We start from the raw sequence: 24,385 nt of genomic DNA, 5'->3' as shown, positions 1-24,385 counted from the left end.
ACGACGTGCGCAAGGACCCGACGCCGTTCGAGAAGCTCGACTTCGAGATGGACTACCCGCAGTACGCGTCGGGCGGGGTACTTCTAGAGGATGCGCACGAACCCCCACGAACTCACCCATCAGGTGCTGGCCGCTCGCGGCGTCGGCGGCCACCGCCAGTACCGCATCCCCGCCCTCGCCGTCTCGACGCGCGGCACCGTCCTCGCGGCCTACGACGGGCGCCCCAACCTCGACGACCTGCCGAACACGATCGACCTGCTGGTCCGGCGCAGCCTCGACCACGGCCGCACCTGGGAGCCCCAGCAGGACGTGCGCGTCGGCACAGGGCTCCAGGGCTTCGGCGACCCCAGCCTGCTCGTCGACCGCATCACGGGGCGCATCTTCTGCTTCCACGCGGCGGGGACCCACGCGGGGTTCTTCGAGGCCGTCGAGGGGCTCGAGCCCGAGGACGACGTCCAGCACGTCGACCTGTCCTTCTCCGACGACGACGGCCTGACCTGGACCCACCGTCGGGTGACGGCCTCGCTCAAGCCGCAGGGCGTCACGGGGCTGTTCGCCGCGGCCGGCACCGGGATCCAGCTCGAGACCGGCCCGTACGCGGGCCGCCTGCTCCAGCAGATGGTCCTGCTCCTCGGCGGGGAGATCCGCGCCGCGTCCGCGTACTCCGACGACCACGGCGAGACCTGGACGCTGGGCGAGCCCACGGGCCCCGGGGCCAACGAGAACAAGGTCGTCGAGCTGCACGACGGGCGCGTGCTCCTGAGCTCGCGCGCGCAGGGCTGCCGGGTCCAGGCCGTCTCGACCGACGGCGGCCGCACCTACGGGCCGCTGACACCGGCGCCGGACCTGCCCGACCCGAGCGACAACGGGAGCATCCTGCGGCTCGGGGCCGTGACCGACGCGACCGCGCCCCTGCTGGTGACCAACAACCGCGACGCCGACCTGCGCCGCAACACCGTCCTCAGCGTGTCGTACGACGAGGGCGCGACCTGGCGGCCTGCGCTGACGCTCTGCGCGGGCTCGAGCGCGTACTCGACCGCAGCGGTCCTCGCCGACGGCTCGCTCGGGGTGCTCTACGAGCGCGACGGGTACCGCGAGATCGTCTTCGCACGGGTCGGGGCCGAGGCGCTCTCGCCCGCGGAGCTCACGCAGGCCGTCGAGGCGTTCGCCGACGACGACGGCGGCGCCTTCACCATGGTGCTGCGCTCGATCACGCCGGGTCGACCCGCGCAGTGGGTCAGCGTGGGCGCGTCGCACGTCGTCCCGGCCGAAGGCGGGGACTGGGGCGTGCACACCTGGAAGGAGATCGGGCAGGGCTACGACGGCGACCAGGTCCTCGGCACGCGCGAGGCCCAGGACGTCAACTACGGCCCCGCCGCACCAGGGCTGCGCGCGGGCGACATCCTCGCGTTCACCGGTCGGTTCCGGCACCGTGGCCCGGGGCCCGTCACCGCCGCGCTGGGCGGGAACCTCGACGGCGACGTCCCCGGGGACTTCCCCGCCGTACGCCTCGCCCCCGGCGAAGCCACCCTCTTCTTCACCCCGACCTACACCGTGACCGCGGCCGACGTGGCGCGCGGCGAGGCACGCGTCGAGTGCGTGGTCCAGGCGGGGGACGTCCGCTTCGAGCGGGCGTTCCGCGCGGACACCGTGACCGGGGAGGTCGTGCCGGTCGCCTAGGCCCGCCGGCCCGGCCCGACGGCGTGCGGAACCCTCGACCGGGAGGTCTCGCACGCCGTCGGGCCGGGCCGCAGGCCCCCTGGGCCACCGCAGCGCGCGGGACCCTTTCCGCCGGTCCCCCTGTGCCGACGACGGCGGCGCGACTAGCGTGGTGGGTGGCGCCGCGCGACGGATGGCGTCGCCCGCCGTCGAGGAGGTGCGTCATGAAGGACGTGCGCTGCACGGTGGGCTGGCACCGGTGGCAGAAGCGGTACGTCGAGGACTCGCAGTACGTCGTGTGCACCCGGTGCGGCCGCGAGCGCAACACCGTGCCCGCGGGGCCGCTGGGCGGTCTGGGGGGTTGACGCGCGGCCGCCCGGGCGGCCGCTACGCCGAGTCGCTGCGCCGGACGATCTCCGCGATCCAGGCGGGCGCGAAGGGCGACGTGCAACCCGGGGGCGTCGGGTAGTCCTTGAGGACCTCGAGCCGCTCACCGATGCTCACCGCCCGGGCACGGAGCCCCGGGTGGTGGATGCCGATGGCGGCGAGGCACTCGTTCATGGCCCACTGCAGGCGCTCGGGGGCGTCCTTCATGTCGGCCTCGACCCGGTCGAGGAGGCCGGGCAGGTCGAGCCCGTCGGGGGACTTCGCGACACGGTCGGTCGTCAGCGCCCACCCGGCGCTCGCGACGACCGGGTCGGGGTCGGCAAACCACGCGGTGCGCAGCTCCTCGACGTGCGGGCTCCTCGTGACGACGTAGCTCACGAGCCACCCGTGGACCTTGGGCACGCGAGCGTCGCGCAGCATGGCGTCGAGCTCGGCGACCGACCAGGCCTTGGGCCGGCAGACCAGGACCGCGACGAGGCGGGCCGCGGTGTCCCCCGTCTCCCAGAGGCCGCGCGCGAGGTCGTGCTGGGTCTTGAGGCTCTTGGCGACCGCACGCAGCCTCGTGAGGTTGACGCCGTGGTCGTCCCCGTGGCGTTCGTTGACCGCGCGGATCCTGGGGTCCTCCAGAGCCTCGAGCTCGGCCAGCACGTCGTCGACGGTCGCCTGGGCTGCGGTGGTCGTCGCCATGCCGGTCTCCTCGATCGTTCGGTGCTCGCACCAGCGTACGTCGGGCCTGGCGACGTGAGCGTCCCGGGGGGCACGGCACGGTGGTGCCGGGGGGCGCGGGCGCGGCACAGGTGCGCGGGGGCCCCGCACGGCCTCGGCGCGCGCGCCGAGCGCGGGAAGAAATTCGTGCGGGAATCCGGGAACGCACGGGCGCGCTTCCGCGTTGACCTGACGGAATCTACCCGCGATCTGAGAGAGACATGGACGCAGACAGTACGAACCCCCTTGTGCCGGCCACCGATGCTGCGACGAGGGGGTGCAGGTTCTGATGTGGGTGCTGACACTGCTGCTCGGCGTCGTCGTGATCGTGGCGATCACCGCCGTGACCGGCTACTTCGTCGCCCAGGAGTTCGCGTACATGGCCGTCGACCGGTCACGGTTGAGCGCGCGCGCGAGCACCGGGGACGCGGGGGCGCAGCGCGCCCTGGCCGTCACCAAGCGCACGTCCTTCATGCTCTCGGGCGCCCAGCTGGGCATCACCGTGACGGGCCTTCTCGTCGGCTACGTCGCCGAGCCGCTCGTCGGCGAGTCCCTGGGTGAGGCCATGGGGGGCGTCGGGGTCCCGACCGGCGTGGGCATCGCGGTGGGCACCGTCCTGGCGCTGGTGTTCTCGACGTTCATCCAGATGATCTTCGGGGAGCTGTTCCCCAAGAACCTCGCGATCGCCCGGCCCGAGCCCGTCGCCCTGTGGCTCGCCCGGTCGACGACCATCTACCTCGCCGTGTTCGGCTGGCTCATCAAGATCTTCGACCAGGCCTCGAACCTTCTCCTCAAGGCGCTGCGGATCGAGCCCGTCCACGACGTCGAGCACTCGGCGACGGCGCGCGACCTCGAGCACATCGTGGCCGACTCCCGCCAGAGCGGCGACCTGCCCGCCGAGCTCTCGGTGCTCCTGGACCGCATCCTCGACTTCCCCGAGCGCGACGTCGAGCACGCCATGATCCCGCGGGCCCACGTCGACGTCGTGCACGCCGACGACACCCTCGCGCAGGTGCGGGCGCGCATGGCCGCCGGACACTCGCGCTACCCGGTGCTCACCGACGACGACCAGGTCGTGGGCGTCGTCCACCTCGTGGACGTCCTGGCCTCGGCCCACGACGACACCGTCCGCGCCCAGGACTTCATGCGCCCCGTGGTCGTGATCCCGACCGCGATGAGCCTGCCCGACGCGCTGAGCGAGCTCACCGAGACCCGCAACCAGCTCGCGTGCGTGATCGACGAGTACGGCGGGTTCGCGGGCGTCCTGACGGCCGAGGACCTGGCCGAGGAGCTCGTCGGGGAGATCACCGACGAGCACGACCCCGCGACGCCCACGATCGCCCCGCGCGACGACGACGGGGTCTGGGTCATGCCCGGGGACACCCACATCGACGAGGTCGAGCGCGCGATCGGCCGCGACCTGCCGCGCGGCGACTACGAGACGATCGCCGGCCTGGTCATCGACCAGCACGGTTCGCTGCTCGAGCCCGGCGAGGGCGTCGTGGTCGAGCTCCCGCTCGACCCCGCCGACCTGGCCCTCGCCGCCGAGCCGGAGCCCGCCTGGATGCGCGTGGACGTGATCGAGGTCGAGCGCCACGTGCCGTCCCTCGTCCGTGTGACGTTCCCGACGGACGACCGGCCGCTGCCTGTACCCGACACCGCGCCCGACGCGGCACCCGAGACCGAGGAGGGCGACCGATGAGCAACCCCTGGGTCGTCGTGACCATCACCGTCGTCATCATCGCGCTCAGCGCGTTCTTCGTCGCCGTCGAGTTCGCGCTGCTCGCCGCCAAGCGGCACCGTCTCGAGGACGCCGCCCCGAACAGCCGTTCGGCCCGCGCGGCGCTGCGCAGCTCGACCGAGCTGACGGTCCTGCTCGCCGGGTCGCAGCTCGGCATCACGGCCTGCACCCTGGCGCTCGGTGCCATCACCAAGCCCGCCGTCCACCACTGGCTCACGCCCGCGTTCGAGGCGTGGGGCGCACCCCTGTGGGTCGCGGACGCCGCCGGGTTCGTCCTCGCGCTGATCATCGTGACGTTCCTGCACCTGGTCGTCGGCGAGATGGCACCCAAGTCGTGGGCCATCGCCCACCCCGAGACGTCGGCCACCCTGCTGGCGATCCCGATGCGCGGCTTCATGTGGCTGACCCGTCCTCTGCTGACCGGGCTCAACAACATGGCCAACTGGTGCCTGACCAAGGTGGGCGTCGAGCCCACCGGTCAGGTGGCCTCCGGGCAGAGCGCCGACGACCTGCGCCACCTCGTCGAGCACTCGGCCAACGTGGGCGCCCTCGACCCGTCGTACTTCGCGCAGCTGTCCGGCGCGCTGGACCTGCAGACCCTCACCGTGGGCGACCTGCTCACGGGCCGGGGTCGGCCCACCAAGGTCCCACTCGACGCCACGGTCGACGACGTCCAGGAGGCCACGCGCTCGTCGGGGCACCTGCGCATCCTGCTCGGCGACGAGGAGACCGTCGCGGGGGTCGTGCACGTGCGCGACACCCTCGACGTGGACGGCGACCGCCCTGCGGCCGACCTCATGCGTCCCCCGTTCACCCTCGAACGGTCCGTCCCCGTCTACGCGGCCCTCGCCCAGATGCGCGAGACCCGCAACCACCTCGCCGTCGTGACCGACGGCGCCTCGGTCGCCGGCGTCATCGCCCTCTCGGACGTCATGGCACGGCTCTTCCCGCGGGAGGCCGTCCCGGCCTGACCTGCGGCGTGCCCGCTCGCGAGTCGCGGGCGGGGGCCGGACTGACCACGACGCCCCCCCCGCCCGACGGCCGGGGTGCGGCGTCGTCGTCCCCGGGGCGGCGTCGTCGGGCCGGGGGCCACCTGACCCGGCCGCCCGGCAGGCTGACCGTCCCAGGTCACGGGGCCCTCGACGTAGTCGGCGGCGCCGGAGGTGTGCGACAGGAGCTGGCCGTAGACGGTCGCGAGCAGCGTCTTGCCCACGCTCGCCGAGTGGTACGGGCTGTCGACCCGGGCGGGGACGTCGCTGCCCGCACGCTCGGTGCCGACCGCGTACTGCACGAGCCGGTCGTCCGGGGCCGAGTACACGGTCAGGAGCGCGCTGGACAGCGTCGGTTCCTCGTCGACGGCGTCACGCAGCCGCCGCTCGATGGCCTGGTCGACCTGTTCCCGCGGCAGCGGGCGGTTCGCGGAGGCCAGGGCGCCGACCCCCGCCACGGCCCAGCGCCGCGACGCCGCCCGTGACCCCCCAGAAGATCTTCGTGCGCCGTCTCATGTCCGTCTCCCCGTGTGCTCGACGAGCGTTCCCGGTGGAGCGCTCGGTGACACGGCGAACGTGCGCAGGAGACGGGGTGGCGGAGAACGGTCCGGGGCCGACAGGTCTCGACGGGCGGCTGACCGGTCGCCAGGGGGCGGCGAACGACCAGGTGCGGGCGACAAGGCCGACGTCGCACCGGTCGCGGGTCAGGTCCCCGCCACGTCGTCGGTCTTGAGGCCGTCGACGAACTCCTGGAAGTCGGCCAGCTCGTCGGGGCAGTAGATCTCGATGATGAGCAGCTGACCCTGGACGACGCGGCTGTCGGCGATGACCGGGCGGGACCCGGGGCCGCCGGCCCCGTTCGCGAGCTGGGCGAGCAGGGTGGCCCGGCTGAGAGCCTCGTTCGGGTCGGTGCAGGTGGCGCCCCCGTCGTCACCGAGGACGCGCACCACCTGGTCCTTGTCGGGGGTGCGAGCACCGAGCTCCTCGAGCGCGGCGATCAGCTCGTCCACCTTCTCCGAGGCCCGCGCCGTCTCCCGGGCGGTGCCGAACGCGAGGACCGCCCACAGCACCATCGCCGCGAGGACCACGCACGCGCCGAGGTAGATCCACCGTCGTTCGCGTCGCGGCTGGTTCTCCACCGGCGTGCTCACGAGGCCACCTCCGGTGACTCGGCCTGCTTCCAGGACGGCTTGCGGAACCGGTAGAACAGGAACGGTACGAGCAGGCCCAGCCCCAGGGCTCCGCCGCCGACGACCAGGAAGTAGACCAGCGGGCTGCCCGAGGAGAACTGCGACGGCGGGACGAACCCGACCAGCAGGGCGGCCAGGGAGGCCGCGAAGCCGACGCCGCACAGGCTGACGAGCATCGGGGCCCGGAAGCCCCGCGGGTGGTCGGGCTGCCGCCGCCGCAGGTTGATCGCGGCCACGAACATCAGCAGGTACATGATCAGGTACACCTGCGTCGTGATGACCGAGAAGATCCAGTACGCGCTCGACACGTCGGGGATCAGCGCGTACGCGAGCCCGATCACGGTGGTCACGATCCCCTGCACCACCAGGATGTTCTGCTGGACACCGTTCTTGTTGAGCCGCTGCAGGAACGGCGGGAGGTACCCCTCCTGCCGCGAGATGAGCAGCAGACCCTTGGACGGGCCGGCGAGCCAGGTGAGCATGCCGCCGAGCGAGGCCGTGACCAGCATGATCCCCACGACCGGGGTCAGCCACTGCCACCCGAAGTTCGCGAACACGGCGTCGAAGGCCTGCATCACGCCGGCCGTGAGCGAGAGCTCCTCGGCGGGCACGATCCAGCTGATCGCCAGGGCGGGGAGGATGAAGATCGCCAGCACCATGCCCATCGCGAGGAACATCGACCTCGGGAACTGCTTCGCGGGGTCCTTCAGCGACGACACGTGGACCGCGTTCATCTCCATGCCGGAGTAGGACAGGAAGTTGTTGACGATGAGGACGAGGCTCGAGAGCCCGGCCCAGGCGGGCAGCAGGTTGTCCGCGGTCATGGGCGCGGCCGACTCGTTCCCCTGCCCCAGGAAGACGACACCGAGCGTCACGAGGACGACGCCGGGGACCAGGGTCCCGATGATGAGCCCACCGCTCGCCAGTCCGGCCACGCCCTTGGTGCCGCGTGACGAGACCCAGACTCCGGACCAGTAGACGACGATGATCACGGCCGCCGTCCACACCCCGCTGCTGGCGAGGGCGGGGTTGATGACGTAGGCGAGGGTGCTCGCGACGAACCCGAGCAGGCTCGGGTAGTAGAAGATCGTCATGGCGAACTGGCACCACACCGCGAGGAAGCCCATCGGCTTGGAGATGCCCTCGGAGACCCACTTGTAGATGCCGCCTGTCCAGCCCGACGCCAGCTCGGCCGAGACCAGCGACGTGGGCAGCAGGAAGACGACCGCCGGCAGCAGGTAGAGGAACACGCACGCCAGGCCGTAGACCGCCATGGTCGGTGCCGCACGGAGGCTGGCGACCGAGCTCGTGGTCATCATCGCCAGCGCGACCCAGGAGATCCACTGGGTGTTCGTCGCCCGGGTGCGAGCAGCCGGGACCGCCGCCGCGCCGTCGACCGGGATGTCGGCGGCGCTCATCGTGCTTCCGGAGCGGGCTCGTGCACGGTCATGGGTGCCTCCGTCGGCATGGTCGGTCCGGCTCTCCTCCGAGTGTGCGGCGGGCGGCGACCGTCGCACGTCATCCAGATCGAGTGAACTGCGGGCCGGTCATCACCCGGCGGCCGCCGTCGTTCATCCCCGGTCGGCGCCCGTCCGACCGGCCGGCACCCCGGCCGTCGCCGACGTGGGCAGGGTGTAGGAGACCGCGGCAGCGGCCGCGGCGGCGTCGTCGAGCGTCCCCTTCATCGCACGGTGGCGGCCGATGACGAACGCCATCAGGACCCCGAGGAAGCTGAAGACCGCCATCATCCACGCGGCCGCGGCGAGCCCCGCGGCGAGGGCCGCGTCGGGGGCGGCGCCCTCGGCCGCACGGTTCGCGATGACGTTGCCGTAGATCGTGGCCGCGAGCGCGGTCGCCACGGCCGCCCCGACGTACCGGGCCATGTTCGAGATCCCCGAGGCGCCGCCGACCTGGTTCTCGGGCACCGCGGCCGTCGCCGCGGCCGACGCAGGGCTGTTCGACAGGCCCATGCCGACCGCGATCGCGACGAGCGGCAGCAGGAACGCCGGGTAGAGCCACGTCGCGTGGACGAAGCCGACGACGACGAAGCCGGCCGTGGTCAGGGCGAAGCCGATGCCGATCGTCTGACGGCCGCCGATCCTCGCCGCGAGCCGCGGCACGAGCGGGGCGATCACCACGAGCCCGACCGTGGCCGGAAGCGTCGCGAGGCCCGCCTGGAGCGGCGTGAAGCCCAACGTGGCGGGGTCCTGGAAGTACAGGCTCAGGAGGTACATCAGGCCGTTGATCGTGCCCGCACCGATGAGGATGGCGATGGTCGAGCCGACCAGGACGCGGTTGCGCAGCAGCGCGAGGTCCACGAGGGGCACGGCCACGCGCTTCTCGACGGCGACGAACGCCACCGCGGACCCGATCGTGATCGCGAAGCAGACGAGGGTGGGGACCGCGAACCACCCCCAGTCGCCGCTCTTGGTCACGCCCAGGATGAGGGGCGTCAAGGTCAGCGCGATGAGCACCGTGCCCGCGTAGTCGATCGTCCTGGGCCGGTCCGGGTCGCTCGACTCGGCGACCGTCAGGGCCGTCAGGACCATGCACAGGACCGCGACGACCGCGTCGATCCAGAACAGCCCCTGCCACCCCGTGACGCCGACCAGGACTCCCCCGACCAGCGGGCCCGCCGCGGCGCCGACCGCCGCCGCCGCGCCCCACAAGGACACCGCACGCATCTGCGCCTGGCCCGAGTTCGCCACCGACAGCAGGCTCAGCCCGCACGCCAGGATCGTCGCCCCCGCAGCCCCCTGGATCACACGGCCCGCGATCACCATGCCCCCGGAACCGGCGAGCGCGATCATCACGCACGAGACGACGAACAGCAGCAGCCCGAGCTGGAAGACGCGCCGGCGACCGAACACGTCGCCGAGCGAGCCCGACGTGACGATGACCGCCGCCCCGACCAGGGAGTACCCAGTGACCGCCCACTGGAGCGTCGTCACGGAGGTCCCGGTGTCCTGCGAGATCGCCGGGAGCAGGATGCTCACCGCCGAGGTGTTCGCGTTCACCACCAGCGTCGAGACGCACGTCGCCGCGAGGACTCCGCCCGCCCTGGCGCCGACCTGCCCACCACCCTGTGCACGCTCGCTCATCGCACTGCCCTCCTGTCGACGGCCCGGGCTCCTGCGCCCCGACCTCACGGTAGGGCAGACGACGACAGTCGACCTGTTGGACGGTGAACCGCTCGCTCGGGCGCGCGGGGCGCCCGGAGGTCCGCGCACCGCGGGTCCGCGGGGGACGTGGCTCGTCCGGCTCACGGACACTCGTGGGCGGGTAGGCCGGAGCCAGGCGCCGCGCGCGTCGGGTGGAGCACGCGTAGCGTCGTGGGAAACAGGTCGTCGTCCGGAGACGAGAGGGGTGCTCATGGCACGCAAGAAGTCGTGGAACGAGTTCAGCGGTCGCAAGAAGGCGCTGATGGTGGTGGTCTCGCTCGTGCAGATCTCGCTCACGGTCGCGGGCTACCGCGACCTGGCCAAGAGGTCCGCGGACGAGGTCGAGGGCCCCAAGATCGCGTGGGGCGTGGCGATGCTCGCGAACTGGGTGGGCCCGATCGCCTACTTCGCGAAGGGCCGCAAGGGGCTGGGCCTCAACACCTGAGCCGAGCCGCGCACCCGGAGCACATCACACCACGCAGAAGGCCCCTGATCAGCGTTTCCGCTGATCAGGGGCCTTCTCCTTCGGTGGGCGATACTGGGTTCGAACCAGTGACCTCTTCGGTGTGAACGAAGCGCGCTACCACTGCGCCAATCGCCCGCTGCGACTGAACCTCTCGGTCCGGCCGTGCGTCCTGGAAGATATTAGCCGTATTTCGACCCAGATCGCGAACTGGCCTCCAGAGCGGCCTCCCGACCGACCACGACGGGACTCCCCCAGCGTAGCGCTGCGGGCTCGGCATCGGCTCGATCCCGGGCCTCGCCGCCCATGTCGCCGGTCGTCCGCCGGGATCGACCGGCCAGCCGTCGACCGGTCGACCGAGCCCAGCCACCGCGCGTCAGGGGTCCATGCGCTCGCGTCGTCGACGGTCGAAGAGCTCGCGGGCTGCGAGCGACAGCGCCCCGGCGGCGACCGGCACCCCGTCGAGCGAGACGACGGGCTGGATGTTGCGCACGCTCCCCGCGAGGGCGAGGCCGACGCCCGGGGCGGCTCCGCCGTCGGGCACGGGATTCACGACCTGGTCGAGGATCCCGAACGGGAGACGCGCCTCCCGGACGGGCAGCCCGTCCTCCGCGGCCCACTCGAGGAGCAGCTCGCGCGTGATGCCCGCCAGGCACCCTGACGAGAGCGGGGGCGTCAGGAGCTCGCCGCCGACCTCGACGAGGACGTTCGCGCCCGTGCCCTCGCACAGCTCGCCGACGGTGTTGGCGAGGATCGCCTCGTCGCCGCCCCGCGCGACGGCGTCGGCGAGGGCGACGACGTTCTCGGCGTAGGAGGTCGTCTTGAGCCCGGCCACGGCCGAGCGCTCGTTGCGCACCCAGGGCGAGCGGACCGCGCGGGACGTCGGGCCGGGCGACGCGGGGCCCGCGGCGATGACGACGGTCTCCGCACCGTCCTCGCGCCCCGAGCCCAGCGGCCCGAAGCCTCCCGTGACCGTGACGCGCAGACGTCCCGCGCTCGCCCCCGCTGCGGCGAGGACCTGCGCGACGCCGTCGCGGATGCGCTCCTCGTCGGGCTCCGGCAGCCCCATACCGGCCGCGGACCGGCCGAGGCGCCGCAGGTGGCGGGTCAGCGCGAACGCCTGGCCGCCGTACACGGCGCACGTCTCGAAGATCCCGTCCCCCACGGTGACGCCGTGGTCGAGCGCGCTCAGGGCGCGCTCCCGCGGCTCGACGAAGGACCCATCCACCCACACGACGATCGACATGACCTCAGTCTGCCGCAGCCGCGCTCGTCGGCGCAGGACCTCCCGAGGCGAGCGCGACGAGCCGCGCAGCCTTGAGCTCGGTCTCCTCCCACTCCTCGACCGGGTCGCTGCCCCACGTGATGCCGGCGCCGGTCCCGAACCGCAGCTCGTCGTCGGCCCACCAGAACGTCCGGATCCCGACGGCGAGCTCGGCCTCGCCCGCGTCACCGTCGACCCAGCCCACGGCTCCGCAGTACGGGCCGCGGGGGCCGCGCTCGAGGTCGCGGATGATCCGCAGCGCCGACGACTTGGGCGCGCCCGACACGGACGCGGGCGGGAACGTCGCGCCGAGCACCTGCCCCCACAGCCCGCCGGGCGCGCCGTCCTCGACCGAGACGCTGCCCTGCACGCGCGAGACGAGGTGCACCAGGCCGGGGTGCGCCTCGACGGCCAGGAGGTCCGTGACCTCGACCGAACCGGGCTCGCTCACGCGCTGCAGGTCGTTGCGCACGAGGTCGGTGATCATGACGTTCTCGGTGCGGTCCTTCTCGCGCAGGCCGTCGACCGTGGGCGCGGTGCCCTTGATGGGCCCCGAGGACAGCACGCCGTCCTGGAGCCGCAGGAACAGCTCGGGAGAGGCCGTCACGACCCACACGGGGTCGACGCCGCTCGCCGCGGGGACGTGGATCGCGCCCGCGTACGGTGCGGGGTTCCCGGCGGCGAGGACGCGGGCGAGGGCCCGGGCGTCAGGTTCCTCGCGTCCTGCGGGCAGGGGCGCGCTCAGGACGCGGCAGATGTTGGCCTGGTAGACGTCGCCCTCGTGCACGGCGTCGCGGACGGCCGCCACGGCGGCCTGGTACTCGTCGCGGGACAGCGAGCTGCGCCAGGAATCGGGGTCCGGTCCGCGCCAGGCCCCTTCCCCGCCCGACGGCGCCGCTCCCGTCGGGCGGTCGTCACGGCTCCTCGTGGGGTGGGCGAACCGCCAGGCGCGGGCTCGCCCGCCGTGCGCGGGGTCCTCGAAGTCGGCGACGACGAACCAGAGCCCCTCGGCGAGCCGCGCGGAGTCGACCGTGAGGTCGATGCACTCGACGACGCCCGTGCCGTGGCGGCCCGCGAAGGACGCGAAACCGGCCGCTGCACGGACCGGTGCGTCACGGACGGGCTCGACGGGAAGGCCGGAGGGGCGGGCGACCGGAGCGGTCTCGTGGTCCCCGTGCAGGTCAGAGCGCCGGGATCTGCGGGCCGCAGCCCCCTCGACAGCGGGCTCGGAGCGTGACCCGCGCCTCATTCGACACCCCTGCCCCGAGTCGACGGATCGTCAGGAAGCCGCGGAACGTCGCGCATCCTGGGGGTTCTGCATCGCTGAGCTGGCACGTGACAACGCTACCGATCCTCGATGCGCGGCTCGTCCGGTTGGACGCCCGGCGCTTCGGTCCACTAAAGTCTGTGACGCGCCGAAAAACGCCGGAGAGATCCGGAGGACATCGGTCGCGCGGACGTGGCTCAGTGGTAGAGCATCACCTTGCCAAGGTGAGGGTCGCGGGTTCGAATCCCGTCGTCCGCTCGGATCAAGTCTTCGGACTGGTCGGGTTCGAGTCCCTGGTGGAGTGGCCGAGAGGCGAGGCAGCGGCCTGCAAAGCCGTGCACGTGGGTTCGAATCCCATCTCCACCTCTCAGCACAGCAGTACCCTTGCGCTGTTCTCCCGCAGAACAGCCCTGGGCGATTGGCGCAGCGGTAGCGCGCTTCCCTGACACGGAAGAGGTCACTGGTTCGATCCCAGTATCGCCCACCACACCAAAGGCCGTCCCCACCGGGACGGCCTTTTCTCATTCCCCGGTCCGCCGGCACGCAGCGGCACGGCGCACTCCCCCCACCGCCGGACCCGAGCTCCACCCCAGGCCGAGGCCACCCCGCGAGCGGCAGGTTCGCCGATCCCCGGCGCGGGACAGCTCGATCACGCCCGCACCCTCGTCCCGACCTCCGTCAGCGACGGCTCCGGCCGGACGCTGCGACGCGAGACGGGTGGTCGCGTCCGAGACATGCGCGTGCGCCCGTCCCGGGAGGCCCTTCTCGGACGCGACCACCCGTCTCACCGTGCGCCGGCACGCCTTCCCACCCCTCCCACCTGGGGCTATTTGGACTCTTGCCCCATCTGTCGGCTAGAGTCTGTGACGCGCCGAAAAACGCCGGAGAGATCCGGAGGACATCGGTCGCGCGGACGTGGCTCAGTGGTAGAGCATCACCTTGCCAAGGTGAGGGTCGCGGGTTCGAATCCCGTCGTCCGCTCGGATCAAGTCTTCGGACTGGTCGGGTTCGAGTCCCTGGTGGAGTGGCCGAGAGGCGAGGCAGCGGCCTGCAAAGCCGTGCACGTGGGTTCGAATCCCATCTCCACCTCTCAGCACAGCAGTACCCTTGCGCTGTTCTCCCGCAGAACAGCCCTGGGCGATTGGCGCAGCGGTAGCGCGCTTCCCTGACACGGAAGAGGTCACTGGTTCGATCCCAGTATCGCCCACCACACCAAAGGCCGTCCCCACCGGGACGGCCTTTTCTCGTACCCCCTCCTCCCCGCGCGCTCCTCGACGACCCGTGGGACGGTGTGACGCGGAGCACCCCTGCCGACGACGCCAGGGACGGCTCCGGCACCACGTGCCGAGCGCGGGCCACCCACCGGGAAGGGCACGCTCGGCGATCCACGGCCGCCCGTGGGGGCACACCTGAGGGAGGGACCTTCCTCAGATCCGGTCGGCAGGGCGCCGCCCGGAGCAGTCGAGCAACCGAGGAGCACCATCGTGACAGCTGACCAGAACGTGCCCGTCCCGCCTGGCTGGGTCGGAGGGTTCTCGACGTCGGACCCGGCCTTCGCCTACCCGGACCCGGACCTGTCGTCGTTGCCGCTGCTGGAGAACATGGCGAACATCGACCTCCTGGACCGCCAGCAGGCCGTGCTCTGGCCGGAGTTCAGCTGGGAGACGGTGCCGGGGACGCCGTCGTCCCGCGCGTACTCGATGTTCGCGCCGGACATCTCTCGCGTCGGGTACACGGACCGGGGCCGGGTGTACTCGGTCATCTGCCCGCAGCAGGGGACGTGCTCTCCGTCGTTGGGGACGCTGAACATCGAGGTGTCCGTGACGGGGCAGCGGGGGTGGGTCGACGAGCCGAGCCGGGAGGTCGCGGCCGACATCACCGTCGAGGGCAAGGTGTGGTTCAGCCCGAGCGCGACGCAGAACCCGCTCGTCAAGGCGGTCTGGGACGCGTTCGCGCAGTCCGGCCGCCCGTTCCCGCACGACAAGGTGCATGCGATCAGGGTCCCCATCCATCGGCAGGGCGAGGAGACGGACGTCCTGCCGGGGCGCTCGGGGCAGACCACCTCGTTCCCGATCCCGGCCTTCGCCCAGCACGGCGACGAGGCGTGGGCCGTCGCGAACCTCGAGGCGCAGATCTCCCCGATCCGCGCGACGGGCGACTGGCTCGTCGACGAGTTCAACGGGCTCGTCATGGACGCGTTCAACCTGTCGTCGGGGAACCTGCTTGCCCCGGGGAACGTGCTGACGTGGAACGTGTGGTTCACCGAGCCGGCCCTCGTGGACCGCGAAGAGTGGCGCGAGCACGCCGAGAAGTGGCGGCGGTCGATCGACGCCTGCCACGGCAGCCCCGACGGCGACGGAAGCCCTCCGCGCTACTTCGACGGGACCCCGTTCGTCCCGGACCCCTTCGCGGTCGAGACGGAGCGCGAGACGATCGAGGCGTTCGTCGCGACGCGCCTGGCGTAACGCACCGGCGCACGCCGTCTGCCGGGTCCGTGCGGCGAGGGCCCGGCAGACGGCCCGACGGCGCCGCTCGCCGTCCCTTGAAGGTGCGGCGGGTGCCCCGTAGCGTCGGGAGCATGTGCAGAAACATCACCGCCCTGCGCGGGCTCGAGCCCCCGGCGACCGACGAGGAGATCCAGGCGGCCGCCCTCCAGTTCGTCCGCAAGGTCGCGGGCATCCAGTCGGTCAGCGCCTCGACGCGCGGCCCGGTCGACGCGGCCGTCGCCGAGGTCGCCGCGACCGTCACGCGGCTCCTCGCGGACCTTCCGGAGCGCCGGCAGCCGCCGAGCACGGTCCCTCCCCTGCGCCGGGCCGAGGTCCGGGCCCGGATCGCCGCTCGCGAGGCCGCGGAAGCGGAGCACGAACGGGCGCACGCGCTCGGGCTGGTCCACGAGAACTGATTCCGTGGGCGCCTCGGGCAGCGTCTAGGCTCGTCGGGTGGACTCCCGCGTCAACCAGCCCGTCACCGCAGAACCCGTCAGCGCCTCGATGCGCCGTGCCAAGGCCGAGGCGCGCACGTCGCACGTGACCATCGGGCAGGTCACCCGCACGGCGGAGGGCTGGGTCACGATCGACTGCTCGTGCGGCATGCAGCTCACGAACGGGCCGGACTGGTCGCTCGACGAGCACATCCGGCTCCACCGGGCCGAGGCCCGTTACGTCGCGCTGTCCAAGGTCGCTCCCGCCGGTATGCCCCGGCTCGTCGCCGTGGACCGCGACCGCTTGCCGACCGTGGACTGACGGGTCCCCCCGGCGCACCACGGGTCGGCCCGGCGTCCGGCCGCGCGCGCCGGCCGTCAGAGCTCGTCGGGGTCGTCCCAGGACCGCCCGCTCGACGTGCCGGAGGCCGGCTGACGTTCGACCTCCGAGAGCGAGTGGGGCGCCTTGGACGCGTCTCCGCCCTCTCGGACGTCGGCGTCCGCCTCGTCCTCGAGCCTGATGCGGGCGCGCGGAGAGATGCGCGCCGACGAGACGTCGCTCTCGTTCAGGTCGACCGCCTCGGACGTACGGTGCTCGCTCGTGCTGCTCATACCACCGGTCTAGCAGGTTCGACGCGGCGTCGCACGACTCCGCGCCGCCGAAGCCCCTCCTCCACCTCGTCGGGGCAGGGGTGCCGCCCTGATCCGTGACGGTGGTGGTGACCTCGCGGGCGCTTGGCACACTATTTAGCGGTTTCCTCGCTTCTCGGTCCTGACGGCGAAGGGCGGCGCGCACCCCTGGCCCCCGTGGCGACCTCGCTCGTCGGCCTCTCCACGATCGACGGAGCCGGTGACTCCGACGCGAGGATCCGCGCCCTGGCGACCCTGACCGTGCTGGTCGGCGTGATCCTGGTCGCCGCCAGGCTCCTGCGCCTCGGCTCGCTCGTCGAGAACATCAGCCACGCGACGCTCACGGGCATCAAGGCGAGCGTCGGTCTGACCGTCGCCGTGGGACAGGTCCCCAAGCTGCTCGGCGCGCAAGAGACGCTCCACGGGCACGGCTTCGTGCCCGAGCTCCGTGCGGCGGCTCGGGCGCTCTCGGACGTCGACGGCACGACCGTGGTCCTCTCGCTCGTCTCGCTGGCCGTCCTCGTGGGCCTCAACCGGGCGTGGCCCCGCCTGCCCGCGCCCCTGATCGTGGTGGCCGGCGGGATCCTCGCCTCCGCGTTCGGCGGCATCACCGAACGCGGTGTGTCCCTTGTCTCGCCCATCCCGGCGGGCCTGCCCTCGGTCGTGCTGCCCCGCCTGGGCGACGTGCCGCACCTGCTGCCCGCCGCGGCGGCCATCGCGATCATGGCGTTCCTCGAGTCCATCGCGGTCGCACGCGAGGTCCGCAACCGCAAGGACCCCCGCATCGACCCCGACCAGGAGCTCCTCGCGGTCGGTGCGGCGAGTCTCGTGGGGGGCTTCACGGCGGTCATCCCCGGTGCCGGCGGCTTCAGCCAGTCCGCCGTCGCCCAGCGCGCCGGGGCCCGCAGCCAGGTCGTCAGCGTCGTCACCGCAGCGCTCGCGGTCCTGGTGGCGATGTTCCTCGCCCCGGTCCTGGACCACATGCCCGAGGCGACCCTCGGTGCCGTGGTGCTCGTGGCCACGCTCGGTCTCGTGGACGTCCGCGAGTTCCGTGCCCTGACGCGGTTCGACATCTCCGAGCTGTGGATCGCCGTCGCGACCACGCTCGTCGGGCTCCTCTCCGGGCTGCTCGCGGGGGTCGCCGCAGGCGTGCTCATGACCCTGTTCATCGTGCTGCGCGACCTCGACCGCCCGCAGGTCGAGGAGCTGCAGCACGGACCCGACGGATGGGACGTCGCGCTCGACGTGCCGACGGGCGACCCGGTGCCGGCGGCGTCGTCCGTCGCGGGAGCAGCGGGCAGCCCCGAGCACCCCGACCGACCGCTCGTCCTGCGCCTGCGCTCGATGCTCTACACGGCCAACGTCCGCCCCACGCTCGAACGGGCCCTGCGGCTCACCCAGGCCGCACGGGCCCGGACGCTCGTGCTCGAGATGAGCGCCATGGACTGGGTGTCCTCGACCGTCGTGGACGAGCTCGAGGGGTTCGACGACGAGCTCGCGGCGAACGGCTGCCGTCTGATGCTCACCGAGATCCCCCCGACGCTCGTCGAGCGCCTGCGCAGCTCGGACTGGTTCCGAGAGGTCGAGCAGCAGGGGCGGGTCGTCCCGACGCTCGAGGACGCCGTCGGCCCGCGCCCCGGGGCCGGCACCACCGACGCTCCCCCGCCGACGCGCCCGTCGGACGAGCCGCCGTCGGGCCGGGACGTCCCGCCCGCTCCAGCAGGGCCCCGCGCCGGAGAGTGAGACCCGGCACGTTCTCACGGCGCGCGCCGTGGGCGACAACGCGCCGACGGGATGACACAGTCGTCCCATGCAGACCTGGCCAGGCCGACCGTATCCGTTGGGCGCGACCTTCGACGGGACGGGCACCAACTTCGCCCTCTTCTCCGAGGTCGCCGAGAAGGTCGAGCTCTGCCTCCTCGGTGACGAGACCGACGCCGAAGGCCGACCCCGGGAGACGCGCGTCGTCCTCGAGGACGTCGACGCGCACGTGTGGCACGTCTACCTGCCGGGCGTCGGCCCGGGCACGCGCTACGGCTACCGCGTCCACGGGCCCTACGACCCCGCGGCCGGGCACCGCTGCAACCCGTCGAAGCTCCTCGTGGACCCGTACGCCAAGGCCCTCGACGGGCAGGTGGACGGCGACGAGTCCCTGTTCTCCTACCGATTCGGCGACGTGCCCGACGGCGCCGCCCCACAGCCTGCGGACGCGGCGGGCGCTGCGGACGGCACGGGCCCGGGAACGGCTGCCGTGGACACCGGCCCCGCCCCCACCAACACCGAGGACTCCGCGGGGCACACCATGACCTCGGTCGTGGTCAACCCGTTCTTCGACTGGGGCCACGACCGCCCGCCCCAGCACGACTACCACGACTCCGTCATCTACGAGGCGCACGTGCGCGGCATGACGATGCGGCACCCTGACGTGCCCGAGGAGCTGCGCGGAACCTACGCGGGCATGGCGCACCCCGCCGTGATCGAGCACCTCACCGCGCTCGGCGTCACCGCGGTCGAGCTCATGCCCGTGCACCAGTTCGTCAACGACCCGAGCCTGGTCGCCAAGGGCCTGTCGAACTACTGGGGCTACAACACCATCGGCTTCTTCGCGCCCCACAACGGCTACACCGCCTACGGCACGCGCGGCCAGCAGGTCATGGAGTTCAAGGCCATGGTCAAGGCCCTGCACGAGGCCGACATCGAGGTGATCCTCGACGTGGTCTACAACCACACGGCGGAGGGCAACCACCTGGGGCCCACCCTGTCCTTCCGCGGGATCGACAACGCGGCCTACTACCGGCTGGTCGACGGCGACGAGGCCCACTACTTCGACACGACCGGCACGGGCAACTCGCTGCTCATGCGCTCGCCCCACGTGCTGCAGCTCATCATGGACTCGCTGCGCTACTGGGTCACCGAGATGCACGTCGACGGGTTCCGCTTCGACCTCGCCGCGACCCTCGCGCGCCAGTTCCACGAGGTCGACCGGCTCTCGGCCTTCTTCGACATCGTCCAGCAGGACCCGGTCGTGTCCCAGGTCAAGCTCATCGCCGAGCCCTGGGACCTGGGCGACGGCGGCTACCAGGTGGGCGGGTTCCCGCCGCTGTGGACCGAGTGGAACGGCCGGTACCGTGACACCGTGCGCGACTTCTGGCGCGGTGAGCCCGCGATGCTGCCCGAGTTCGCGAGCCGCCTGACCGGCTCGTCCGACCTGTACGAGCACTCGGGCCGCAAGCCCATCGCGTCGATCAACTTCGTCACGGCCCACGACGGCTTCACCCTCACGGACCTGGTGTCCTACGACCACAAGCACAACGACGCCAACGGCGAGGGCGGGGCCGACGGAGAGAACCACAACCGGTCGTGGAACTGCGGCGTCGAGGGCCCGACGGACGACCCCGCGGTCCGGACCCTGCGTGCCCGTCAACGGCGCAACTTCCTCGCGACCCTGCTCCTGTCCCAGGGCGTCCCCATGCTGTCCCACGGGGACGAGATCGGGCGGACCCAGCACGGCAACAACAACGGCTACTGCCAGGACAACGAGATCACCTGGATGGACTGGGGCGGCCAGGACGGGCTCGACGAGGAGCGCAGCGACCTCCTGGCCTTCGCCCGCCGCATGGTCGAGATCCGCCGGGCGCACCCCCTGCTGCACCGCCGCCGCTTCTTCCAGGGCCCGGCCGGGACCCCCGAGGGCTCGATCCCGGACATCGACTGGTTCGACACCTCCGGCACGCGCATGGACACGACCGACTGGGACCAGCACCATGCACGGTCCGTCATGGTCTTCCTGGGGGGCGACGACCTGCCCGAGCGCGACCGGCGCGGCGAGCCCATCGTCGACGACTCGTTCCTGCTCCTGCTCAACGCGTCGGAGGGGACGCTCGACTTCACGCTGCCGGATGCCGCGTACGGCGAACGGTGGCGCACGCTCGTGAGCACCGAGTCCCCGGGCGACCCCGCACCGACCGTGCACGCCGCGCGCGATCAGGTCCTGGTCGCACCGTTCGCCACGCTCCTCCTCGTCAGGGAGGCGATCGAGGTGCACGGCGCATGACCGCGCGCTACCGCAACGTCACCAAGCCGCCCGACCCTCCGCCCACGCTGACCGTGCCGGGCCCCCGCCCCGTCGTGTGGGCGCCGCAGGCGCGCACGCTCGAGGTCGTCCTGCCGCGCGTGGCGGGCGTGACCCCCGACGACCCGGACCCCGCGGGCGACAGGACCGAACGGCGCCCCCTGCGCCTGGTCGGGATGGACCTGCCCGGTTGGTGGAGCGCCGACGACGACCTGGCGCCCGGCACCGACTACGCCTACTCCGTCGACGGCGGGCGCCCCCTGCCGGACCCGCGCAGCCCGCGCCAGCCGTACGGCCTGCTGGGCTGGAGCCGTTCGTTCGACCCGACGTTCGAGTGGACCGACGACGCATGGGCCGGCCCCTCGGCGCAGGGCGCCGTGCTCGAGGTCGACGTCGCGACGTTCACCCGCGAGGGCACGTTGGACGCCGCGACCCACCGGTTCGAGGAGCTCGCCGAGCTCGGGGTCGCGGTCGTCGAGCTGCACACGATCGGTTCCGTCGCAGGGGTCGTGTGCCCGCACCTGTACACGGTGTGCGAGGAGTTCGGCGGCCCACGTGCTCTCCAGCGCTTCGTCGACGCGGCGCACGCCCACGGGCTCGGGGTGTCGCTGGGCGTGGCCTACCACCGCGCAGCCCCCGGAGCCGCGTTCCTCCAGGCGTTCGGGCCGTACCTCGCACCGCAGCGCTCGCCCCTGCGCCCGACCCTGAGCGCCTACCCACCGGCTCCCCCGGTCGCGGACGACGTGCCCTCGCCTCCCCCCGCCGAGCTGCCGAGCGGTCGCCGGATCAACCTCGACCGGGCCGGCAGCCGGGAGGTCCACGGCTGGATCGCCTCGAGCGCCCGCCGGTGGTTCGACGACTTCCACGTCGACGTCCTGCGCATCGCCCGGGTCCAGGACCTCGCCGACGCCTCCCCCGTGCACGTGCTGGTCGAGGTCGCACGCGCTGCGGACGCCGCGACGCTCTCCCACGGGCGCCCCGTCCGCCTCGTGGGCGAGTGCGACACGACCGACCCGCGCCTCCTCGTCCCCACCGAGCAGGGCGGTCGCGGACTGAGCCAGGTGTGGGTCCGCGAGGTCGAGGACGCCCTGCACGACCTGCTGGCGCCCTCCCGGGCGACCGACCCCACGTGGTTCGGCTCCCTGAGCAGGCTCCTGACCGTCCCGGACGCCGGGCGCATCGTCGTCGGTCTCTCGCCCCGGGCCACCGCCGGCGGGTCGACGGGCACCGCGACGGGCCGGGGCACCGGCACCGGCACGGGCGCGGGCGCGGGCGCGGACGCAGACGCGGACGACGACACCCGAGCCCTCGCCGCCGCCCTGGTCCTCGCCTCGGCCTTCGTCCCGCGCCTGACCCTGCCGGTGCCGGAGCGCCTGCACACCTGGTGGCGCACGCTGCTGGCGCTGCGCCGCTCGGTCCCGCCGGAGACGCCGCGGATCGTGCACCGGGGCCCGAGCGGGGTCGTCCTGGTGCAGCGCGGCAGGCTCGTGACGGCCGTCAACATCGGGTCGGAGCCCCGGACCACGCTGCTGCCCGCCTCGCGCCGGGCATGGCACGTGAGCGCGCAGTGGCCACCCCTCGGTGAGGGGCCGGGCACCGACGACGGTCCGGGCGCCGACCGTACCGCGGGCCCGGCGCAGGCGGGCGCCGCGCCGAGCGGCTCGTCGGTGCGGGTGGGCGCCCGGTCGGCCGTCGTCCTCACCTCACGCTGACCCGCCGCAGGCCGCGAGGCCGACGCCCTCTCCCGGGCCCGCGGGGCAGCAGCGCGCCCACCTCGGGGCGTCGCGCCGCGACGGCCGCGCCCCGACGGCCGACCGGCCCTGGCTCAGACCGCCGGGCCACCCGTGAGGGCGCGACCGTCCTCGGCGAGCGAGCCCAGGCGGGACAGCGCCCGGAAGTACTTCTTGCGGTAGCCGCCGCGCAGCATGTCCTCGGTGAACAGCGCGGCGGTCGCGCCGGCCGCGCCGTCGAGCGCGGGGCTGTCGGCGAGGAGGACGGGCACGTCGCGGTCGTACAGGCGGTCCACGAGCACGACGAGGCGCAGCGCGGCGGACTGCTCGGTCACGGGGTGCACGCCCGTGAGCGCGACGAGCGTGACGTCGTCGAGCATCGCGCCGTACTTGCTGGGGTGCACGTGCCGGAGGTGGTCGAGCACGTCGTCGAGCGGGTCGAGCGTGGCCCCGGGGCGCTCCGCGGCCACGCGAGCGACGACGTCGGCGGGCAGCGGCCGGGTCTCGGTCACGACCGCACGGTGGCGGTAGTCCTCGCCGTCGACCCGCATGACCTCGAAGCGCGCGGCCATGGCCTGGATCTCCCGGAGGAAGTCCTCGGCCGCGAAGCGCCCCTCGCCGAGCGAGCCGGGCAGCGTGTTGGACGTCGCGGCGAGCGCGACGTCACGGTCGGCGAGCTCGCGCAGGAGGCGCGACGTGAGGACCGTGTCGCCCGGGTCGTCGAGCTCGAACTCGTCGATGCAGACCAGGCGCTTGGTCGCGAGGGCGTCGACCGTGGCCTGGAAGCCCAGGGCCCCCACGAGGTTGGTGTACTCGACGAAGGTCCCGTAGGCGGCGTCGGGGCCGACGACGTGGGCCAGCGAGGTCAGCAGGTGCGTCTTGCCGACGCCGAACCCGCCGTCCATGTAGATCGCGGGGGCCGCCTTGCGCCTGGCGAACAGCCCTCGGCGCGCCTTGCCCGGCGCGAGCTGCGCGGCGACCTCCTCGAGCCGGGCCACGACGCGCGCCTGGCTCGGGAAGGCGGGGTTGGCGCGGTAGGTCGCGAAGCGGGCGTCGGAGAAGTGGCGCGGCGGCACCAGGTCCGCGAGCAGGCGCGTGGGCGGAACCACGGGGCGGATGTCGGCGAGCGCGCGCACCTGCGGCGCGGCACCGGTCGCCGGTCGGCTCCCGGCCCCTGGCGCGGCGGCAGGGCGGGAGGACGGGTCGGACGGGGTCCCGGCGAGATCGGGAGGCGCAGCAGTCACGAGGATCCAGCCTACGCGGCACTAGCCTGGAGCCATGAGCGCTGTGTCTGACGTCACCCCGCCGCTGCCCGCACTCGACGTCCTGCTGGCCCCGCCGGGGTCGGGGCCGGGCGCCGGGACCCGGCTCGAACCGACGCCCGACGAGGAGCCCCTGGCCGCCCTCTACGCCGTCCCGAGCGGCCCGCACGTCCGCGCGAACATGGTCGCGAGCGTCGACGGCGGCGCCTGGGGCCCCGACCACCGCTCGGGGTCGATCAACGACGCGGCCGACTGGCGTGTCTTCCGCGTGCTGCGCGCCCTGGCCGACGTCGTGCTCGTCGGGGCGGGCACGGCGCGCGCCGAGGGCTACACCTCGCTCGACGTCCCGCGCGGGCTCGAGCACCTGCGGGCCGGCCGCGGCCCCCTCGAGCTCGCGGTGGTCACGCGCAGCGGACACCTGCCCCCCTCGCTCGCCGGGGGTGACCGGCCACCGTTCGTGATCACGGACGAGCACGGGGCGATCGTCGCGCGAGCCTGCGTGCCCGCGGACCGCGTGCTCGTCGTCGGGCCCGCCGACGCCGCTCCCCCGGGTGCGCCGCCCGCCCCCCGGGACCTCCCCTCGCCCACGCCCGGGCCCGACCTGCGCGCCGGCCTCGCGGCCCTGGCCGACCGGGGCCTGGGACGCGTCCTGTGCGAGGGTGGGCCGCACCTGCTCGCGGACCTCCTCGCGCTCGACCTGCTCGACGAGCTGTGCGTGACCACGACGCCCGTGATCGTGGGACCGGGACCGGGCCGGATCGTCGGCGGGTTGCCGCCGCTCGGCGGCATCCTGCCCGGCTCGGCCCGCGCCACGCGCGCGACGGGGACGCCCGAGGGGCCGGCCGCGAGCGCCCCTCCGGTGCACCCGCGCCTGGCCCACCTGCTGCACGCCGACGGCACGCTGGTCGCCCGGTGGGCGCTGCGGTGACGACGGTCGCTAGTCTG

20 protein-coding genes and 7 tRNA genes are annotated in these 24,385 nt (G+C 73.1%); 18 read left to right on the top strand and 9 right to left on the bottom strand.

The features are described from left to right. The first annotated feature begins 90 nt into the window (after positions 1-90). Entirely contained in the window at positions 91-1,680 is a 1,590-nt protein-coding gene (locus H9623_RS10280; RefSeq protein WP_193719945.1) for a sialidase family protein, read from the top strand. Positions 1,681-1,883: 203 nt separating this feature from the next. Continuing rightward, the gene (locus tag H9623_RS10275) at positions 1,884-2,024 is read left to right on the top strand and encodes a hypothetical protein (RefSeq protein ID WP_193719944.1); all 141 of its coding nucleotides are present in this window, start codon (positions 1,884-1,886) and stop codon (positions 2,022-2,024) included. Between the two features lie 22 nt (positions 2,025-2,046). Here H9623_RS10275 and H9623_RS10270 read toward each other — a convergent pair whose 3' ends face one another. Next, positions 2,047-2,733 (bottom strand): DNA alkylation repair protein, encoded by a 687-nt coding sequence (locus tag H9623_RS10270; RefSeq protein ID WP_193719943.1) that lies wholly within the window; start codon positions 2,731-2,733, stop codon positions 2,047-2,049. Positions 2,734-3,040: 307 nt separating this feature from the next. Between H9623_RS10270 and H9623_RS10265 the strand changes: the two genes are divergently transcribed. Together H9623_RS10265 and H9623_RS10260 are read left to right on the top strand one after the other, a co-directional pair. Next, on the top strand, positions 3,041-4,453 hold the full coding sequence (locus H9623_RS10265; protein ID WP_227748464.1) for a hemolysin family protein: 1,413 nt from the start codon (positions 3,041-3,043) through the stop codon (positions 4,451-4,453). Next, positions 4,450-5,463, top strand: a complete 1,014-nt coding sequence (locus H9623_RS10260) for a hemolysin family protein (protein WP_193719942.1) — start codon at positions 4,450-4,452, stop codon at positions 5,461-5,463. The genes H9623_RS10265 and H9623_RS10260 overlap by 4 nt, the downstream gene beginning before the upstream one ends. Positions 5,464-6,185: 722 nt before the next feature. On the opposite strand, the gene H9623_RS10255 is transcribed toward H9623_RS10260, so the two are convergent. The 3 genes from H9623_RS10255 to H9623_RS10245 form a co-directional block, all read right to left on the bottom strand. Then, positions 6,186-6,632 (bottom strand): hypothetical protein, encoded by a 447-nt coding sequence (locus tag H9623_RS10255; protein WP_193719941.1) that lies wholly within the window; start codon positions 6,630-6,632, stop codon positions 6,186-6,188. Continuing rightward, positions 6,629-8,089 carry an APC family permease gene (locus H9623_RS10250; protein ID WP_193719940.1) on the bottom strand — a complete coding sequence of 487 codons (1,461 nt, stop codon included), beginning with the start codon at positions 8,087-8,089 and terminating at the stop codon, positions 6,629-6,631. Before H9623_RS10250 ends, H9623_RS10255 begins: the two co-directional genes overlap by 4 nt. A 153-nt stretch (positions 8,090-8,242) precedes the next feature. Then, positions 8,243-9,772 carry an MFS transporter gene (locus tag H9623_RS10245; protein ID WP_193719939.1) on the bottom strand — a complete coding sequence of 510 codons (1,530 nt, stop codon included), beginning with the start codon at positions 9,770-9,772 and terminating at the stop codon, positions 8,243-8,245. Between the two features lie 271 nt (positions 9,773-10,043). On the opposite strand from H9623_RS10245, the gene H9623_RS10240 reads away from it, so the two are divergent. Beyond that, on the top strand, positions 10,044-10,277 hold the full coding sequence (locus tag H9623_RS10240; RefSeq protein ID WP_193719938.1) for a PLDc N-terminal domain-containing protein: 234 nt from the start codon (positions 10,044-10,046) through the stop codon (positions 10,275-10,277). A gap of 84 nt (positions 10,278-10,361) precedes the next feature. Here H9623_RS10240 and H9623_RS10235 read toward each other — a convergent pair. The 3 genes from H9623_RS10235 to H9623_RS10225 all read right to left on the bottom strand — a co-directional run bounded on the left by H9623_RS10235 (position 10,362) and on the right by H9623_RS10225 (position 12,808). Then, a tRNA-Val gene (locus tag H9623_RS10235) sits at positions 10,362-10,433 on the bottom strand. A 238-nt stretch (positions 10,434-10,671) separates the two neighbouring features. Further along, complete coding sequence (locus H9623_RS10230; protein WP_193719937.1) at positions 10,672-11,541, bottom strand: aminotransferase class IV; 870 nt, start codon at positions 11,539-11,541, stop codon at positions 10,672-10,674. A gap of 4 nt (positions 11,542-11,545) precedes the next feature. After that, entirely contained in the window at positions 11,546-12,808 is a 1,263-nt protein-coding gene (locus H9623_RS10225) for a chorismate-binding protein (protein WP_193719936.1), read from the bottom strand. Between the two features lie 204 nt (positions 12,809-13,012). Between H9623_RS10225 and H9623_RS10220 the strand changes: the two genes are divergently transcribed. From H9623_RS10220 to H9623_RS10180, 9 genes are all read left to right on the top strand, one after another. Continuing rightward, positions 13,013-13,084: transfer RNA gene (locus tag H9623_RS10220), tRNA-Gly, on the top strand. 37 nt (positions 13,085-13,121) lie between these two features. After that, a tRNA-Cys gene (locus tag H9623_RS10215) sits at positions 13,122-13,192 on the top strand. A 46-nt stretch (positions 13,193-13,238) separates the two neighbouring features. Next, positions 13,239-13,313, top strand: a tRNA-Val gene (locus H9623_RS10210). A gap of 422 nt (positions 13,314-13,735) precedes the next feature. Next, positions 13,736-13,807: transfer RNA gene (locus tag H9623_RS10205), tRNA-Gly, on the top strand. A 37-nt stretch (positions 13,808-13,844) separates the two neighbouring features. Next, positions 13,845-13,915 (top strand) — tRNA-Cys (locus H9623_RS10200). Between the two features lie 46 nt (positions 13,916-13,961). After that, a tRNA-Val gene (locus H9623_RS10195) sits at positions 13,962-14,036 on the top strand. Between the two features lie 274 nt (positions 14,037-14,310). After that, positions 14,311-15,291: a hypothetical protein gene (locus tag H9623_RS10190; RefSeq protein ID WP_193719935.1), complete on the top strand. Its 981-nt coding sequence runs from the start codon at positions 14,311-14,313 to the stop codon at positions 15,289-15,291. A 113-nt stretch (positions 15,292-15,404) separates the two neighbouring features. Beyond that, positions 15,405-15,728, top strand: coding sequence for a DUF2277 domain-containing protein (locus tag H9623_RS10185; RefSeq protein WP_193719934.1), 324 nt, complete (start codon positions 15,405-15,407; stop codon positions 15,726-15,728). Positions 15,729-15,765: 37 nt separating this feature from the next. Beyond that, a complete protein-coding gene (locus H9623_RS10180; RefSeq protein WP_321575382.1) occupies positions 15,766-16,068 on the top strand; it encodes a hypothetical protein in 303 nt (100 codons plus the stop codon). 56 nt (positions 16,069-16,124) lie between these two features. Here the strand turns inward: H9623_RS10180 and H9623_RS10175 are convergent, their stop codons facing one another. Continuing rightward, a complete protein-coding gene (locus H9623_RS10175) occupies positions 16,125-16,358 on the bottom strand; it encodes a hypothetical protein (protein ID WP_193719933.1) in 234 nt (77 codons plus the stop codon). Between the two features lie 195 nt (positions 16,359-16,553). Here H9623_RS10175 and H9623_RS10170 point away from each other — a divergent pair, with 195 nt between their 5' ends. From H9623_RS10170 to H9623_RS10160, 3 genes are all read left to right on the top strand, one after another. Next, entirely contained in the window at positions 16,554-18,119 is a 1,566-nt protein-coding gene (locus H9623_RS10170; protein ID WP_193719932.1) for a SulP family inorganic anion transporter, read from the top strand. A 67-nt stretch (positions 18,120-18,186) separates the two neighbouring features. Next, positions 18,187-20,430: a glycogen debranching protein GlgX gene (gene glgX, locus H9623_RS10165; RefSeq protein WP_193719931.1), complete on the top strand. Its 2,244-nt coding sequence runs from the start codon at positions 18,187-18,189 to the stop codon at positions 20,428-20,430. Continuing rightward, the gene (locus tag H9623_RS10160; protein ID WP_193719930.1) at positions 20,427-22,160 is read left to right on the top strand and encodes an alpha-amylase family protein; all 1,734 of its coding nucleotides are present in this window, start codon (positions 20,427-20,429) and stop codon (positions 22,158-22,160) included. Before glgX ends, H9623_RS10160 begins: the two co-directional genes overlap by 4 nt. 113 nt (positions 22,161-22,273) lie before the next feature. Here the strand turns inward: H9623_RS10160 and zapE are convergent, their stop codons facing one another. Continuing rightward, entirely contained in the window at positions 22,274-23,422 is a 1,149-nt protein-coding gene (gene zapE, locus H9623_RS10155; RefSeq protein WP_407671891.1) for a cell division protein ZapE, read from the bottom strand. A 34-nt stretch (positions 23,423-23,456) separates the two neighbouring features. On the opposite strand from zapE, the gene H9623_RS10150 reads away from it, so the two are divergent. Then, entirely contained in the window at positions 23,457-24,368 is a 912-nt protein-coding gene (locus H9623_RS10150; RefSeq protein WP_193719929.1) for a dihydrofolate reductase family protein, read from the top strand. The last annotated feature ends 17 nt before the right edge of the window (positions 24,369-24,385 follow it).

This window comes from Oerskovia douganii, from assembly GCF_015142735.1.
Classification (GTDB): domain Bacteria; phylum Actinomycetota; class Actinomycetes; order Actinomycetales; family Cellulomonadaceae; genus Oerskovia; species Oerskovia douganii.
Note: the sequence above shows the minus strand (reverse complement) of the source record. Positions and strands in the feature narration are given on the sequence as shown.

Coding starts and splice junctions, on each gene's coding strand:
- H9623_RS10175 (WP_193719933.1), bottom strand. CDS start 16,358: ATGAGCAGCACGAGCGAGCACCGTACGTCCGAGGCGGTCGACCTGAAC.
- H9623_RS10150 (WP_193719929.1), top strand. CDS start 23,457: ATGAGCGCTGTGTCTGACGTCACCCCGCCGCTGCCCGCACTCGACGTC.
- H9623_RS10250 (WP_193719940.1), bottom strand. CDS start 8,089: ATGAGCGCCGCCGACATCCCGGTCGACGGCGCGGCGGCGGTCCCGGCT.
- H9623_RS10185 (WP_193719934.1), top strand. CDS start 15,405: ATGTGCAGAAACATCACCGCCCTGCGCGGGCTCGAGCCCCCGGCGACC.
- H9623_RS10275 (WP_193719944.1), top strand. CDS start 1,884: ATGAAGGACGTGCGCTGCACGGTGGGCTGGCACCGGTGGCAGAAGCGG.
- H9623_RS10260 (WP_193719942.1), top strand. CDS start 4,450: ATGAGCAACCCCTGGGTCGTCGTGACCATCACCGTCGTCATCATCGCG.
- H9623_RS10230 (WP_193719937.1), bottom strand. CDS start 11,541: ATGTCGATCGTCGTGTGGGTGGATGGGTCCTTCGTCGAGCCGCGGGAG.
- H9623_RS10240 (WP_193719938.1), top strand. CDS start 10,044: ATGGCACGCAAGAAGTCGTGGAACGAGTTCAGCGGTCGCAAGAAGGCG.
- H9623_RS10225 (WP_193719936.1), bottom strand. CDS start 12,808: ATGAGGCGCGGGTCACGCTCCGAGCCCGCTGTCGAGGGGGCTGCGGCC.
- H9623_RS10160 (WP_193719930.1), top strand. CDS start 20,427: ATGACCGCGCGCTACCGCAACGTCACCAAGCCGCCCGACCCTCCGCCC.
- H9623_RS10265 (WP_227748464.1), top strand. CDS start 3,041: ATGTGGGTGCTGACACTGCTGCTCGGCGTCGTCGTGATCGTGGCGATC.
- H9623_RS10280 (WP_193719945.1), top strand. CDS start 91: ATGCGCACGAACCCCCACGAACTCACCCATCAGGTGCTGGCCGCTCGC.
- H9623_RS10270 (WP_193719943.1), bottom strand. CDS start 2,733: ATGGCGACGACCACCGCAGCCCAGGCGACCGTCGACGACGTGCTGGCC.
- H9623_RS10245 (WP_193719939.1), bottom strand. CDS start 9,772: ATGAGCGAGCGTGCACAGGGTGGTGGGCAGGTCGGCGCCAGGGCGGGC.
- glgX (WP_193719931.1), top strand. CDS start 18,187: ATGCAGACCTGGCCAGGCCGACCGTATCCGTTGGGCGCGACCTTCGAC.